This is a genomic window from Yersinia sp. Marseille-Q3913 (assembly GCF_963892745.1).
Classification (GTDB): domain Bacteria; phylum Pseudomonadota; class Gammaproteobacteria; order Enterobacterales; family Enterobacteriaceae; genus Yersinia; species Yersinia bercovieri.
Window position 1 is genome coordinate 94,823 of sequence record NZ_CAWQAF010000077.1, and the last position, 14,458, is coordinate 109,280.

Genomic DNA, 14,458 nt, shown 5'->3' on the forward strand with positions numbered 1-14,458 from the left:
CCGATAGCGCAAAGTACTCTAGGGATTTATTAATGCAGAATTTTTTGCCTTTTTCGCGCCCAGCGATTGGCAGCGACGAAATTAACGCGGTAGTCAAAGTGCTCGGTTCCGGTTGGATAACGACCGGCCCACAGAATCAGCAGTTAGAAACGGATTTTTGCGCGACCTTTGGCTGCAAACATGCGGTCGCCGTCTGCTCTGCCACTGCGGGGATGCATATCACGCTGATGGCGCTGGGGATTGGTCCGGGCGATGAAGTGATTACGCCGTCACAGACTTGGGTGTCAACGCTAAACATGATTGTGCTACTCGGTGCTGAGCCGGTCATGGTTGATGTCGATCGCGATACATTAATGGTCAGCGCCGCCGATGTTGCCGCGGCTATTACACCGAAAACCAAAGCTATTATCCCGGTACATTACGCTGGCGCACCCTGTGATCTTGATGCTTTGCGAGCTATTGCTCTGCAACGAGGGATCCCACTGATTGAAGACGCGGCCCATGCTGCGGGGACGCGCTATAGAAATCAATGGATTGGTGAAAAGGGCACGGCTATTTTCTCTTTCCACGCCATCAAAAATATGACCTGTGCTGAAGGTGGCTTAATTGCCACTGATGATGATGAGCTAGCGACGAAAGTGCGTCGGCTTAAGTTTCATGGTTTGGGCGTGGATGCTTTTGATCGTCAGGTTCAGGGCCGCAGCCCACAGGCTGAAGTTGTCGAACCGGGCTATAAATACAATTTATCGGATATTCACGCCGCTATTGCCGTGGTGCAACTCCAGCGCTTACCTGAAATCAACGCTCGCCGTCAGGAACTGGCCGCTCGCTATCATGCGGCATTAGCGGGTTCTCCCTTGCAACCACTGGCTGTTCCTCACTATCCCCATCAACATGTATGGCATCTATTTATGGTCCGTGTCGACGAGGAGCGTTGCGGTATTAGCCGTGATTCGCTGATGGCGCAGCTAAAAGAGTTAGGGATTGGCACGGGTTTACATTTTCGCGCGGCGCATACCCAAAAATATTATCGGGAACGTTTCCCACAGCTGAATTTACCTCATACCGAATGGAACTCTGCCAGATTATGCACATTGCCCCTTTTCCCCGACATGCTGGATAGCGATGTTGATCGGGTGGTTGATGCACTGACAACTATTATAGGGCCGCACCGTGTTACAAAATGAAGAGATCAAGAAAGTCTCCGTGGTTATCCCGGTTTATAACGAGCAAGAGAGCTTGCCGGTATTAATTGAGAGAACATCGGCGGCCTGTAAATTACTCACTCAACCTTATGAAATTATTCTGGTTGATGATGGTAGCAGTGATAACTCTGCTGATATTTTGACTGCGGCGGCTAATGAGCCTGATAGCTGCATCATTGCTGTTTTACTCAATCGCAACTATGGCCAACACTCGGCGATTATGGCGGGGTTCAATCAGGTCAGCGGTGATCTGGTGATTACTCTTGATGCGGATCTGCAAAATCCGCCAGAAGAGATCCCTCGGCTGGTCACAGTGGCGGAAGAGGGTTATGACGTTGTCGGCACCGTACGTGCCAACCGTCAGGACTCGCTGTTTCGTAAAACGGCCTCCCGCATGATCAACATGATGATTCAACGGGCGACGGGGAAATCAATGGGGGATTATGGCTGCATGTTACGAGCTTATCGCCGCCATATCGTCGAGGCAATGTTACACTGTCACGAACGCAGTACCTTTATTCCTATCCTGGCAAATACCTTTGCCCGCCGCACCACTGAAATTACTGTTCATCATGCTGAGCGCGAATTTGGCGACTCAAAATACAGCCTGATGAAACTCATCAATCTGATGTATGACCTGATTACCTGCCTAACCACGACGCCGCTACGTTTGCTCAGTTTAGTCGGCAGTATCATTGCACTCTCTGGCTTCACGCTGGCGGTGCTGCTAGTGGTTTTGCGTTTGGTCTTTGGCCCCGAATGGGCTGGCGGTGGTGTCTTTACGCTATTTGCCGTGCTGTTCATGTTCATTGGTGCTCAATTCGTCGGTATGGGGCTACTCGGTGAATATATTGGCCGTATTTATAACGATGTACGTGCACGCCCACGTTATTTCATACAGAAAGTGGTCGGCGGTGAGCAGACCGAAAATAATCAGGAAATAGAGAAATGAAAGCGATTGTATTTGCCTATCATGATATTGGCTGTGTAGGTCTGAAAGCACTGGTTGACGCGGGTTACGATATTCAGGCGGTATTTACCCATACTGATGACCCCAATGAAAATCGCTTTTTCACTTCAGTGGCGCGTGTCGCCGCTGATTTAGATTTACCGGTATTTGCGCCGGAAGATGTTAATCACCCGCTGTGGATTGAGCGTATTCAGCAATTACAGCCTGATATCATATTCTCTTTCTATTATCGCAATATGCTTTGTGACGATATTTTGTCATTAGCACCGCGCGGCGCATTTAATTTACATGGTTCGCTGTTACCTAAATATCGTGGCCGCGCGCCAATTAACTGGGCGCTGGTGAACGGGGAAACTGAAACAGGTGTGACCCTGCACCAAATGGTAAAAAAAGCTGATGCTGGCCCGATAGTAGGTCAATATAAAGTTGCCATTAGTGATGCAGACACCGCATTAACCTTACATGGGAAAATGCGTGATGCTTCTCAATATTTATTAGGTGATTTATTGCCTAAAATGAAAGACGCACCACTGCCTCTGACACCACAAAATGAAGCTGAAGCCAGCTATTTTGGCCGTCGTACCGCAGCAGATGGTGAGATTCACTGGCATCAGTCAGCGTCAGCTATCAATAATCTGGTGCGTGCCGTGACAGAACCTTATCCCGGTGCTTTCAGCTATCTTGGGCAGCGTAAACTGATCATCTGGCGTGCACGTCCACTGGATGTGACACATGGAAAATTGCCCGGTACTGTGCTGTCGACGTCACCACTAGTTGTTGCTTGTGGTGGAGGGGCATTGGAGATTGTGGCAGGCCAAGGTGAAAGTGGTTTATACGTTCAGGGCAACCGTCTGGCACTAGAGATGGGTATTGTCACTGACGTGCGTTTAGCCAGAAAACCAAGCAAAACCCTAAAAAGACGGACGCGGGTGTTAATTCTTGGCGTGAATGGCTTTATTGGAAATCACTTAACCGAGCGCTTATTACGCGATGACCGCTACGAAGTTTATGGTCTGGATATTGGCTCTGACGCCATTAGCCGCTTCCTGGATAATCCCTATTTCCATTTCGTGGAAGGGGATATTAGTATTCATTCCGAATGGATTGAGTACCACATTAAGAAGTGTGACGTTATTTTGCCACTGGTTGCTATTGCCACGCCGATCGAATATACCCGCAACCCGTTACGTGTGTTCGAATTGGATTTTGAAGAAAATCTGAAGATTGTGCGCGACTGCGTTAAATACAATAAGCGTATTGTCTTCCCATCCACATCTGAAGTTTATGGCATGTGTGATGATAAAGAGTTCGATGAAGACAGTTCGCGACTGATTGTGGGGCCAATTAATAAACAGCGTTGGATCTACTCCGTCTCTAAGCAATTGTTGGATCGCGTGATTTGGGCCTATGGCGCGAAAGAAAATTTAAGATTCACCCTGTTCCGTCCTTTCAACTGGATGGGGCCGCGCTTGGATAATCTTGATGCTGCGCGTATTGGTAGCTCCCGCGCCATTACTCAGCTTATTTTAAATCTGGTCGAAGGCTCACCGATTAAACTGGTTGATGGTGGTGCGCAAAAACGCTGCTTTACCGATATTCATGATGGTATTGAAGCGCTATTTCGTATTATCGAGAACTGTGACGGGTGCTGTGATGGCCAGATTATCAACATTGGTAACCCAACCAATGAAGCCAGCATTCGTGAGTTAGCTGAAATGCTGTTGAGTAGCTTCGAAGAGCATGAGTTACGTGGCCATTTCCCGCCATTTGCTGGCTTTAAAGATATTGAAAGCAGTGCCTATTATGGGAAAGGCTATCAGGACGTAGAGTACCGCACGCCAAGTATTCGCAATGCGCGCCGCATTTTACACTGGCAACCTGAAGTCGCCTTGCAACAAACCGTCACCGAAACCTTGGATTTCTTCCTGCGTGGCGCAGTACTTGAACTGAACGACAGCTCAAAGGACGATCATCAGGTATGAAGCAAGTTGGCCTGAGGATTGATGTTGATACCTACCGTGGCACCAAGGAAGGCGTACCCTCATTGCTTGCCGTATTGGCAAAGCATGATGTTAAGGCCAGTTTCTTCTTCAGTGTCGGGCCGGATAACATGGGGCGTCATTTATGGCGTCTTTTCCGACCACGTTTTCTGTGGAAGATGCTGCGATCTAACGCCGCCTCACTCTATGGCTGGGATATTCTGCTGGCAGGTACGGCCTGGCCGGGTAAAAAGATCGCTAAAGACCTTGGCCCACTGATGAAAACCACGCTACAGGCGGGGCATGAAGTGGGTTTACACGCCTGGGATCATCAAGGCTGGCAGGCTAAAGTTGCGTCGTGGTCAATGCAACAACTGACTGAGCAGGTGCAGTTGGGTGTGGATGCATTAGAACAGAGCATTCAGCAGCCGGTCACCTGCTCCGCCGCTGCGGGCTGGCGTGCCGATGAACGTGTTTTAGCGGCAAAACAGCCATTTTCTTTCCGCTATAACAGCGATTGCCGTGGTACTCATCCCTTCCGACCACAACTGCCGGATGGCAGCTTAGGCAGTGTCCAAATCCCGGTCACTTTACCGACTTACGATGAAGTCGTGGGGAGTGAGGTTCGCGCTGAAGATTTTAATGATTTTATTATTGAAGCCATGTTACGTGACCAGGGTGTGCCGGTTTATACCATCCATGCCGAGGTTGAAGGTGTGTCTCAGGCTCATATGTTTGAGCAGTTATTGATTCGAGCGGAAAAACAAAATATCCAGTTTTGTCCTCTCAGTGAACTATTACCCGATAATTCGGATTCATTACCTGTGGGTAAAATTGTCCGTGCAGCTTTTCCCGGTCGAGAGGGCTGGTTAGGATGCCAGACAGATATAAAGGGTGCAGGATGAGGCTGTTAAAAGGAAGTGGTGCGGTACTGCTATCGTTATTTTTTGCTCTGGTATATCTATTACCGGTCAATAGCCGTCTATTTTGGCAACCTGACGAAACGCGCTATGCTGAAATTAGCCGGGAGATGTTGCAACGTGGCGACTGGATTGTGCCACATCTACTGGGCATCCGTTATTTTGAGAAACCCATCGCGGGATATTGGTTTAATAATATTAGCCAGTGGATATTTGGTGACACGAATTTCGCCGTCCGGTTTGGCTCAATTTTTAGCACCGCGCTGAGTGCCATATTAATCTACTGGTTGGCGACGTTATTATGGCGTAATCGTGCTACGTCGGTGCTGGCGACATTAATTTATCTCTCCATGTTGCTGGTGTTTGGTATCGGGACTTATGCGGTACTGGACCCAATGATCTCATTGTGGTTAACCGCATCAATGGTCTGTTTTTATCTCACACTGCGGGCAGAGACGTCGGCGCAGAAGGTTGGCGCATATCTGCTGCTCGGCCTTGCTTGTGGGATGGGTTTTATGACCAAAGGTTTTCTAGCGTTGGCGATCCCCGTCATTTCTGTGCTGCCCATCGTGATACAGCAAAAACGGCTAAAAGAGCTGCTTATTTTTGGTCCAATCGCGATAGTGAGTGCAGTGCTATTGAGTTTGCCGTGGGCATTAGCAATTGCACAGCGCGAGCCTGATTTTTGGCATTATTTCTTCTGGGTTGAGCATATTCAGCGATTTGCCGAGAAAGATGCGCAACATAAAGCTCCGTTCTGGTACTACCTACCGATATTGTGCCTCGGTGTTTTACCCTGGTTAGGGCTATTGCCAGGAGCCCTTCTCAAGGGGTGGCGTGAGCGTGTAGCGCGACCTGAACTGTTCTTTTTACTCAGTTGGGTGCTGATGCCGTTGCTATTTTTCAGTGTGGCAAAGGGGAAGCTGCCGACCTATATCCTGCCGTGCATGGCACCGCTATCCTTGCTGATGGCCGCCTATGCGACAGATTGCGCTAATAATTTGCGAATGCGTGCGCTCAAGATTAATGGTGTCATCAACTTCCTGTTTGGACTGGCTTGTGCGTTGGCGGTGCTGGTTATCGGCGCGGGGCTAGTGAGTGGTCTGGTGGCTTACGGGCCGCAAGAACATCTGAAAGTGGTGTTTGCAACAGTTGCCTTTGCGGGATGGGGTCTGGTGGGCTTTGTGACCTGGCGTAATAATGCGCGTCATTGGCGCTGGGCGGCGGCATGTCCACTACTGTTTATTTTGCTGGTGGGATATCTGATCCCGCAACAAGTCATTGATTCCAAACAGCCACAAAATTTTATCCAGAATAATTTTAGTGAGCTGAACAGCAGCCGCTACGTGCTTGCCGACAGTGTGGGTGTGGCTGCGGGATTAGCATGGCAACTGAAACGTAGTGATATACTGATACTCAGTGAGAAGGGTGAACTGACCTATGGGCTGAACTATGCTGACAGTAAAAACCAGTTCGTCAGCGGCGAAGATTTCAGTCAATGGCTGGCTAGGGCAAGGCAGCAAGGGGATGTATCTTTGGTGATGCAACTATCCCGCGATGAGGCAATTCCGGCCTATTTACCGGCAGCAGATAAGGTTAACTTGATGAATCGTTTGGCACTTTTGTGGTACAAAAAGGCACCATGACAAGTTACCTGCTATTGGTCATGGTCAGTTTATTGACCTGTGCGGGCCAATTGTGTCAGAAACAAGCGGCGCAATGCTGGGGAAGGTCGCGTGAAGTGCGGCTGGCCCCGACACTGAGCTGGCTTGCCGCCGCTATCATGCTGCTCGGTTTGGGGATGTTGCTGTGGTTACGTTTACTGCAACATCTGCCGCTGAGTGTGGCCTATCCGTTACTGAGCTTTAATTTCGTGCTGGTCACCCTGGCTGCACGACTGTTTTATGGCGAGAAAGCAACATCACGCCATTGGTTAGGGATTGCCGCCATTATGTTTGGCATCCTGTTAATAAGTTGGCGCTGATGAAAGGGTATCTGTGGGGGATCGGCAGCGTCATACTAGTGACTGCTGCCCAGTTAATGCTGAAATGGGGCATGATGCATACCCCGTTGATGTCATTGGCCGATATCAATCTCGAATTCTTAGCAAATCACCTAACCCAACTGATCGCCGTCATCTGCGGGCTGATGGGCTATGCCTTATCGATGTTGTGTTGGTTTTTTGCGTTAAGATATTTGCCGCTCAATCGAGCTTATCCGTTATTGAGCCTTAGTTATGCGCTGGTCTATTTGGCCGCTGTATTACTGCCTTGGTTTAATGAACCCGCGACTTTACTGAAAACCATGGGGGCAGTTTTTATTCTGCTGGGTATCTGGTTGATAAACACTAAGCCGGTAAAAGGCGCTTAAATCCATTATCTCATTCATATCACTTGTTTTTTCCATACTCGATAGCTAAATTAGCCCTACTGGTGCCTTTCGTCAGCCAGATAAAGTGCCGCACAGTTCACTGTGCGGCGAATTGGCTGAGCCTTACCCTGGGTGGAATATCGATGCGGATGCGTTTTTGGATCTTTCTGATCAGCATGATCCTTGCTGGCTGTAGCAGCCATGCACCGACACCAGGTGGTCACTTGTCTGATTCTATTGTGGTGGTTGCCAAACTGAATGAGCAATTACGTCAATGGGAGGGCACGCCGTACCGAAATGGCGGGCTGGATCAAAGTGGCGTTGACTGTTCTGGATTTGTTTACCGCACCTTCCGTGATCGTTTTGATATGCAATTACCCCGCACCACGGTGGCACAAACCACGTTAGGGACTAAAGTCTCCCGTGATGATCTGATGCCCGGCGATTTAGTCTTCTTCAAAACCGGCAGTGGCCAGAATGGGTTGCATGTTGGCATTTACGATACCAATGACGAATTCATCCATGCCTCAACCAGTAAAGGTGTTATCCGCTCATCACTGGAAAATGTGTACTGGAAACGTGTCTACTGGCAAGCGCGTCGCATCTAAATAGGGTATTGCATCGATAGGCTGAACCTGAAGATATCACTGTGGGTTATGTTATCTTAGTGGCTGCTTATTCTGGTTCGGAGCCTGTTTATGTCATCCCTTCGCTTACTCATTTCTGATTCTTATGATCCCTGGTTTAATCTGGCAGTAGAAGAGTGCATCTTTCGCCAAATGTCACCGGATCAGCGGGTGCTGTTTTTGTGGCGAAACGCCAATACCGTGGTCATTGGTCGTGCTCAGAATCCGTGGAAAGAGTGCAATACACGGCGCATGGAACAAGATGGCGTGAAACTGGCGCGTCGCAGCAGTGGCGGCGGGGCGGTATTTCATGATTTGGGCAACACCTGCTTCACTTTTATGGCAGGTAAGCCGGAATACGATAAAACAATATCAACTCAAATTATTCTCAGTGCCTTGGCCTCGCTAGGGATCTCGGCTACGGCTTCCGGGCGTAATGACTTAGTGGTGGTTAAGGATGATGGTGAGCGCAAAGTTTCGGGTTCTGCTTACAAAGAGACCAAAGATCGCGGCTTTCACCATGGCACGCTATTGCTGAGTGCTGACCTCAACCGTTTAGCCGATTACCTGAATCCCGATCCCAAAAAATTGCAGGCCAAAGGCATTACCTCCGTGCGCTCCCGAGTCACCAATTTGGTGGAGCTGTTACCGGGAGTTAACCACCAGCAGATTTGCGCTGCTATTGAGCAGGCATTCTTCGATTATTATGATGAAAAAGTCGCAGCAGAGATCATCTCGCCACAAGCTTTGCCAGACCTGCCCGGCTTCACTGAGCAATTTGCCAAACAGAGCAGTTGGGAATGGAACTTTGGTCAAGCCCCAGCCTTTAGCCATTTAGCCGATACTCGCTTTGTTTGGGGCGGAATTGAGCTACATTTTGATGTATTACACGGCGCGATTGATCGCTGCCAAATATTCACCGACAGTTTGAACCCAGCCCCGCTGGAGGCGCTAGCAGAACGGCTACAGGGCGTGACCTATCGCCCTGATACCATCAATGCTGTCTGCCAGCAATTAAGTGCTGATTTCCCTGAGTCACACGCTGAGCTGCTGCAAGTTCGTCACTGGCTGGCGGAGGTATTACGCTGATGTTACCTGATAACGCCCCTCAATTTAAAAACGCCCCTCTATTTAAGAATAGCTATGGGCAACAACTGAGCGGTTTCTACAGCCATTTACAGCCAACGCCATTAAAAGGGGCGCATTTGCTCTATCACAGTGAGCCACTGGCGCAAGAGTTAGGGCTTGATGCCAGCTGGTTTAGTGGCCCGAAAGCGGCCATATGGGCGGGCGAGGCGCTATTACCGGGCATGGAGCCGCTGGCGCAGGTCTATAGCGGCCACCAATTTGGCGTATGGGCGGGGCAACTGGGTGACGGTCGCGGTATTTTGCTGGGGGAACAACAGCTGAGTGACGGCCGCAGTATGGATTGGCATTTGAAAGGGGCGGGTTTAACCCCTTATTCGCGTATGGGCGATGGGCGCGCAGTGTTGCGCTCAGTGGTGAGAGAGTTTTTGGCTTCCGAAGCCTTGCATCATCTGGGGATCCCCACCAGTCGTGCATTGACCATCGTCACCAGCAATCATCCGGTTTATCGTGAGCAACCAGAGCGCGGGGCGATGCTACTGCGGGTGGCAGAAAGCCATGTACGCTTTGGTCATTTTGAGCATTTCTACTATCGACAGCAGCCTGAGCAGGTCAAACAGCTGGCCGACTATGTTATTGCCCGCCACTGGCCGCAGTTTGTCGGGCTGGCGGAGGGTTACCTGCTGTGGTTTACCGATGTGGTCAAACGCACCGCCCGCTTAATGGCCCATTGGCAAACCGTGGGTTTCGCCCACGGCGTGATGAATACCGATAATATGTCGATTCTTGGCATAACTATGGACTATGGCCCATTTGGTTTCCTTGATGATTACGTCCCCGGCTATATATGCAATCACTCCGACCATCAGGGGCGTTATGCTTTTGATAATCAGCCGGCGGTCGCACTGTGGAACCTGCATCGGTTAGGGCAGGCGCTATCCGGTTTGATGTCGGTAGAGCAATTGCAACTGGCGCTGAATACTTATGAGCCAGAGTTAATGATGGCTTATGGTCAGCAGATGCGCGCCAAATTGGGTTTTTTCGAAAACGGCAGTCAGGATAACGACCTGCTGACGGAGTTGTTGAGTTTGATGATCAAAGAGGGGCGGGACTATAGCCGCACCTTCCGTCTGCTGAGTGAGGTTGAAATCCACTCGGTACAATCGCCATTGCGGGATGATTTTGTCGACAGAGCCGGTTTTGACAGTTGGTATAGCCGCTATCGCGCACGTTTACAGCAAGAGTCGATTGACGATGTACAGCGCCAGCAGGCGATGAAAGCGGTTAATCCTAAATACATACTGCGCAACTATCTGGCTCAGCATGTAATTGATCATGCTGAAAAGGATGATATTCAGCCATTGCAGCGCTTACATCAGGCGTTGCAGCAACCTTTTGCCGATCAACCTGAGTTGGATTACCTGGCCGCATTGCCGCCGGATTGGGGAAAACATCTGGAAATCTCCTGCTCCAGCTAAGGGGCCAGGTGGCAGGGGGATATACCCTGCCACTCTATTCTCAATCAAAAATTATCTACGTGTTGAATGCTCCCTTGATCACCATTGATAGCTGATCAGTAATTTTGCATTGCGCCCATCTTGAGGAATGGCTTGTGGTGAGTAGTGCTCTTTGTTGAAAGCATTACTCAGGACGGCTGTGGTGGTGACACCTTTCAAAGCCCCTTGCCCGCGATAACTCAGGTAAAAATCATGCAGGGTGTAGCCATGTTGTGGTTTATAGGGTTTTCCCGACATCTGTTGAGCATCATTATTTTTCATAAATTGTGTGTTGCCGACCATCTTGGCGAGCCAGCCCGCACTCAGACCAGTGTTGGCGATAGGCACATTCAGGCGGCTGGTAACAGTATCGGGATTGATGCTGTTAATATATTTGCGGGTTTCAAGGTTAATGCCCCGGGTGCGGTTATAGGCCAGTGTCCAGTCAAACCACGGGTTTTGATAGTCCATTGATGCATCCCAACCCCAACTTTTGCTGTGGGGGATATTAATGTACCGAGATGTGCGGAGTTTAACCTCAGGGGTAATGCGGTTTTCAGCATTAATAGCGAAATAGCTGGCTTTAAATTTGACTGCGTCGTCATCCGTCAGTAGCGAGTTAAAGTGTAAGCCCAATCCTGCTTCACGAGTGACGTTACTTTCGGGTTGCAAATTTGGGTTGGGTGTCCAGTAATTTATCCAGAAATGATTTGAGTTGTTATACAGTTCGGCGAGTGTCGGGGTGCGAAACGCCTGGCTGTAGGCCCCAAACAGCATCAGCCAATCTGTCGGGTTGAGTGTCACCGCACCCCGCGTTGACCATTTTTTGGCCTCTCGATTGGCAAAACCCACGCGGCTGTTTTGATAACTATCGAAACGGCTCCCCGCCAGTAAGGTCACCGGCAGGTTGCGCAGGGTTATCTCATCTTGCAACCAACCGGAGGTAAAGTTGATTTTGGCCGGCGGGAAGCTACGAATCAAGCCATCTGGGATCTGCTGCTGACGATAACGCGCTACACCGTAAGTGAGCAAATGTGCCGCCGGACTATCGGCAAGTAGCGTACTACGATTCTCCAGTTTTACTCCCAAAGTGGTCTGTTTACGATTGCCAAAATCCCGTGCGCTCACCTGATCACTGACATTAATCTCGGAGTAGTAGACTTTGGTGGTGAGATCCAGCCAGTCAAGGTGTTGCGGTTGCAGTCGATAGGTCAGATCGGCATCACGTTGCAGGGTCAGTCGTGCCATCATGGGGTTCATTCGTGGGTTTGGCTGGCTATTATTGGCCATTTTAGGCTGCTGCGCGCGGTTGTTGTAATAGCGCAGTCCCGTGGTTAATGATTGACCATCAGAGAGGTAGGCGGTGCCTTTGAGCATCAGATTGCTCACATGCTCATGATTGGGGGCAGTATAACCATCACTTTGGCGTATATTTCCTACCTTACGTTTACTCATGGCCATCAGGCCGTCCAGATTATCTGTTCGGCCAAAAACAGATAGCGCCGCGCCGCGACTGTGATAGGCGCTGGCGCTATAGCTGCTGACTCGGAAACCCAGGTTTTGATCTTTAGCCAATAGATCTGCCGCCGTCACCGTTTGGTAAGCAATCACCCCGCCCATAGCTCCGCTACCGAACAGTGAGGTTGATGGGCTGCGAATGACGCTAACCTGTTTTATCAACGCCGGATCAATGAAAGTCCCGTTGATATGAGAGCCGCTAATTCCCTGACGGATACCATCAATCAGTACCAGTACCCCATATTGGTCATAGCCTCGGATACTGACACTCTGCCCGTTAGTGCGGCCAACACCGGTCACGCTGACACCGGGGAGATTTTGCAGCATTTCTGCGGCAGTGGTCGCGGTTTGCTTTTGTGGCAATGAATCATCAATGGTGGTGATGGTTCCGGCAGCATTAAAACTATCCGTGATGGGGCGATCAGCAGTAATGACAAGGGTGTCATTTTTACTCTCGGCGGCGAGACTGGCAGTGGCTAAGGGCGATAATGCCAGGGTGATTGCCAGACTGCATGAAGACAAATGAAAGAAACGAGGCATAAGCAACTCTCCATATGTTATTAAACATAATCAAAGGATTGCTGGCTGCCTGGGTGTTAAGTCTTCGGTGGCTGGCATAGTGGTAATGGGTGGAAACAGGATTCTGGCAACTAAAAATCATTTAGTTAGGATCAGTTTTCCTGCTTTGGTTTGGCGTAAATAGTAGAGCTGCCCTTGGTGATTGATGGTCACCACATCATGCTGACCGAGCAGTTGTTCGCTGTTGATGGAGGAAAATGGCGAAGTAGAGTGGTGTTGGTCTGTTGTACAATTCAATGCCTGAATGCGATGAGTGGAATTATGCATAATGTTTGTTTTTTAGCGTTCGTATCATTTTAAATGTGATAATAATTATCATCTTCATCTAAGCGATGTATCAATAGCAATATTCATTACTTGATATGCCAATTCCTTGTTTTTCATTAACGATTCGGCTCGTGAATTGGTGTTGATGAAGGGATAGGAAGAATGAGACGTGAGGGTGAATTGTAATGGTGTAGATTATTAAATTCAGTGATAGAACAGAATTAACTTGCGGTGATTAACCTGGGAAGGTCAATTCCGCTCTATCACTATTTTAATTAAATTACCTTGCTAATCAAAATCGGCTGCTGACCGCATCTGCCAGTAAGTTCAATAGTTGCTCAGTATCGGCCCAGTTCAGGCAAGGGTCGGTGATGGATTGCCCATAGGTTAAGGGTTGATCCGCAACAATTTTCTGTGTTCCCTCGATCAGGAAGCTTTCCGCCATCACACCGACGATAGCGGTTGAACCGGCGCGGATCTGCTGACCAATATCAGCGGCAACTTCTAACTGACGACGATGCATCTTCTGGCAATTGCCGTGGCTGAAATCCACCACCAGATGTTCGGGCAGATCGAATTCACGCAGGCTATCACAGGCTGCGGCAATATCCGCAGCACCATAGTTAGGGGTTTTGCCGCCGCGCATGATGATGTGGCCGTGCGGGTTACCACTGGTTTGGTAAATCGTCATCTGGCCATGCTTATCTGGCGATAAAAACATGTGGCTAGCTTGTGCGGCACGAATAGCATCAATAGCAATGCGGGTATTGCCGTCAGTGCCATTTTTGAAACCAACCGGGCAGGAGAGTGCCGAGGCCATTTCACGATGAATCTGGCTTTCGGTGGTACGTGCGCCAATCGCGCCCCAACTGATAAGATCGGCAATATATTGACCGGTCACCATATCAAGGAACTCTGTCGCCGTCGGCAGCCCTAGCTCATTCACTGCCAGCAGTAAGCGACGCGCCATCTCAATACCCAGATTGACCTGACAGGAGCCATCAAGAGCGGGGTCAGAAATCAGCCCCTTCCAGCCCACGACTGTGCGCGGCTTTTCGAAATAAGTGCGCATGACGATTTCGAGGCGGTCTTGATAGCGCTCGCGCAATACATTCAGACGAGTGGCGTAATCAATCGCGGCATCAAGGTCGTGAATTGAACAGGGGCCGACCACCACCAGCAGACGCGGGTCTTCGCCGGTGAGTATCTTCTCAATCCGCTTACGTGACGCTGTCACGTTATCGGCTATAGCCGCAGAGATCGGCAACTTCTCCGCCAGTTGTTGTGGCGTAATTAAGCTGTCGATGCGCGCGGTCCGCAATTCATCTGTCTTATGCATGGAAATTCTCTAAATCCGTTCTTCTCTGCGGCAGGAATACCGGGAAGTGATGGCGATCACAATAAACCAAAACTAAATGAATTCAACCGCCATTGCCGTGATT

The 14,458-nt window shown here is 49.6% G+C and carries 13 protein-coding genes; 10 read left to right on the forward strand and 3 right to left on the reverse strand.

The window, feature by feature from the left end:
• Window positions 1-32: 32 nt before the first annotated feature.
• From arnB to AACW11_RS18700, 10 genes are all read left to right on the forward strand, one after another.
• Window positions 33-1,187: a UDP-4-amino-4-deoxy-L-arabinose aminotransferase gene (gene arnB, locus AACW11_RS18655; RefSeq protein ID WP_212585120.1), complete on the forward strand. Its 1,155-nt coding sequence runs from the start codon at window positions 33-35 to the stop codon at window positions 1,185-1,187.
• The gene (gene arnC / locus AACW11_RS18660) at window positions 1,174-2,157 is read left to right on the forward strand and encodes an undecaprenyl-phosphate 4-deoxy-4-formamido-L-arabinose transferase (RefSeq protein WP_212585121.1); all 984 of its coding nucleotides are present in this window, start codon (window positions 1,174-1,176) and stop codon (window positions 2,155-2,157) included. Before arnB ends, arnC begins: the two co-directional genes overlap by 14 nt.
• Window positions 2,154-4,157: a bifunctional UDP-4-amino-4-deoxy-L-arabinose formyltransferase/UDP-glucuronic acid oxidase ArnA gene (arnA, locus tag AACW11_RS18665; protein ID WP_212585122.1), complete on the forward strand. Its 2,004-nt coding sequence runs from the start codon at window positions 2,154-2,156 to the stop codon at window positions 4,155-4,157. Before arnC ends, arnA begins: the two co-directional genes overlap by 4 nt.
• Window positions 4,154-5,059, forward strand: coding sequence for a 4-deoxy-4-formamido-L-arabinose-phosphoundecaprenol deformylase (arnD, locus tag AACW11_RS18670; RefSeq protein WP_212585123.1), 906 nt, complete (start codon window positions 4,154-4,156; stop codon window positions 5,057-5,059). The genes arnA and arnD overlap by 4 nt, the downstream gene beginning before the upstream one ends.
• Entirely contained in the window at window positions 5,056-6,720 is a 1,665-nt protein-coding gene (gene arnT / locus AACW11_RS18675; RefSeq protein ID WP_212585124.1) for a lipid IV(A) 4-amino-4-deoxy-L-arabinosyltransferase, read from the forward strand. Before arnD ends, arnT begins: the two co-directional genes overlap by 4 nt.
• Complete coding sequence (gene arnE / locus AACW11_RS18680; protein WP_212585125.1) at window positions 6,717-7,058, forward strand: 4-amino-4-deoxy-L-arabinose-phosphoundecaprenol flippase subunit ArnE; 342 nt, start codon at window positions 6,717-6,719, stop codon at window positions 7,056-7,058. The genes arnT and arnE overlap by 4 nt, the downstream gene beginning before the upstream one ends.
• Complete coding sequence (gene arnF, locus AACW11_RS18685; protein ID WP_212585126.1) at window positions 7,058-7,444, forward strand: 4-amino-4-deoxy-L-arabinose-phosphoundecaprenol flippase subunit ArnF; 387 nt, start codon at window positions 7,058-7,060, stop codon at window positions 7,442-7,444. Before arnE ends, arnF begins: the two co-directional genes overlap by 1 nt.
• Before the next feature lie 143 nt (window positions 7,445-7,587).
• Window positions 7,588-8,052, forward strand: a complete 465-nt coding sequence (locus AACW11_RS18690; protein WP_212585127.1) for an NlpC/P60 family protein — start codon at window positions 7,588-7,590, stop codon at window positions 8,050-8,052.
• Window positions 8,053-8,142: 90 nt separating this feature from the next.
• On the forward strand, window positions 8,143-9,159 hold the full coding sequence (locus tag AACW11_RS18695; protein WP_212585128.1) for a lipoate--protein ligase A: 1,017 nt from the start codon (window positions 8,143-8,145) through the stop codon (window positions 9,157-9,159).
• A complete protein-coding gene (locus AACW11_RS18700) occupies window positions 9,159-10,634 on the forward strand; it encodes a protein adenylyltransferase SelO (RefSeq protein ID WP_212585129.1) in 1,476 nt (491 codons plus the stop codon). The genes AACW11_RS18695 and AACW11_RS18700 overlap by 1 nt, the downstream gene beginning before the upstream one ends.
• Before the next feature lie 78 nt (window positions 10,635-10,712).
• Here the strand turns inward: AACW11_RS18700 and AACW11_RS18705 are convergent, their stop codons facing one another.
• The 3 genes from AACW11_RS18705 to AACW11_RS18715 form a co-directional block, all read right to left on the reverse strand.
• Window positions 10,713-12,710 (reverse strand): TonB-dependent hemoglobin/transferrin/lactoferrin family receptor, encoded by a 1,998-nt coding sequence (locus AACW11_RS18705; protein WP_212585130.1) that lies wholly within the window; start codon window positions 12,708-12,710, stop codon window positions 10,713-10,715.
• A 117-nt stretch (window positions 12,711-12,827) separates the two neighbouring features.
• Entirely contained in the window at window positions 12,828-13,016 is a 189-nt protein-coding gene (gene hemP, locus AACW11_RS18710; RefSeq protein ID WP_212585131.1) for a hemin uptake protein HemP, read from the reverse strand.
• Between the two features lie 292 nt (window positions 13,017-13,308).
• Window positions 13,309-14,355, reverse strand: coding sequence for a 3-deoxy-7-phosphoheptulonate synthase (locus tag AACW11_RS18715; RefSeq protein ID WP_212585132.1), 1,047 nt, complete (start codon window positions 14,353-14,355; stop codon window positions 13,309-13,311).
• Window positions 14,356-14,458: the final 103 nt, after the last annotated feature.

What these genes read in the sequence shown, in the direction of transcription:
- AACW11_RS18700 (WP_212585129.1), top strand. Translation starts at nt 9,159, where the DNA reads ATGTTACCTGATAACGCCCCTCAATTTAAAAACGCCCCTCTATTTAAG.
- hemP (WP_212585131.1), bottom strand. Translation starts at nt 13,016, where the DNA reads ATGCATAATTCCACTCATCGCATTCAGGCATTGAATTGTACAACAGAC.
- arnT (WP_212585124.1), top strand. Translation starts at nt 5,056, where the DNA reads ATGAGGCTGTTAAAAGGAAGTGGTGCGGTACTGCTATCGTTATTTTTT.
- arnF (WP_212585126.1), top strand. Translation starts at nt 7,058, where the DNA reads ATGAAAGGGTATCTGTGGGGGATCGGCAGCGTCATACTAGTGACTGCT.
- arnD (WP_212585123.1), top strand. Translation starts at nt 4,154, where the DNA reads ATGAAGCAAGTTGGCCTGAGGATTGATGTTGATACCTACCGTGGCACC.
- arnA (WP_212585122.1), top strand. Translation starts at nt 2,154, where the DNA reads ATGAAAGCGATTGTATTTGCCTATCATGATATTGGCTGTGTAGGTCTG.
- AACW11_RS18705 (WP_212585130.1), bottom strand. Translation starts at nt 12,710, where the DNA reads ATGCCTCGTTTCTTTCATTTGTCTTCATGCAGTCTGGCAATCACCCTG.
- AACW11_RS18715 (WP_212585132.1), bottom strand. Translation starts at nt 14,355, where the DNA reads ATGCATAAGACAGATGAATTGCGGACCGCGCGCATCGACAGCTTAATT.
- arnB (WP_212585120.1), top strand. Translation starts at nt 33, where the DNA reads ATGCAGAATTTTTTGCCTTTTTCGCGCCCAGCGATTGGCAGCGACGAA.
- arnE (WP_212585125.1), top strand. Translation starts at nt 6,717, where the DNA reads ATGACAAGTTACCTGCTATTGGTCATGGTCAGTTTATTGACCTGTGCG.
- AACW11_RS18690 (WP_212585127.1), top strand. Translation starts at nt 7,588, where the DNA reads ATGCGGATGCGTTTTTGGATCTTTCTGATCAGCATGATCCTTGCTGGC.
- AACW11_RS18695 (WP_212585128.1), top strand. Translation starts at nt 8,143, where the DNA reads ATGTCATCCCTTCGCTTACTCATTTCTGATTCTTATGATCCCTGGTTT.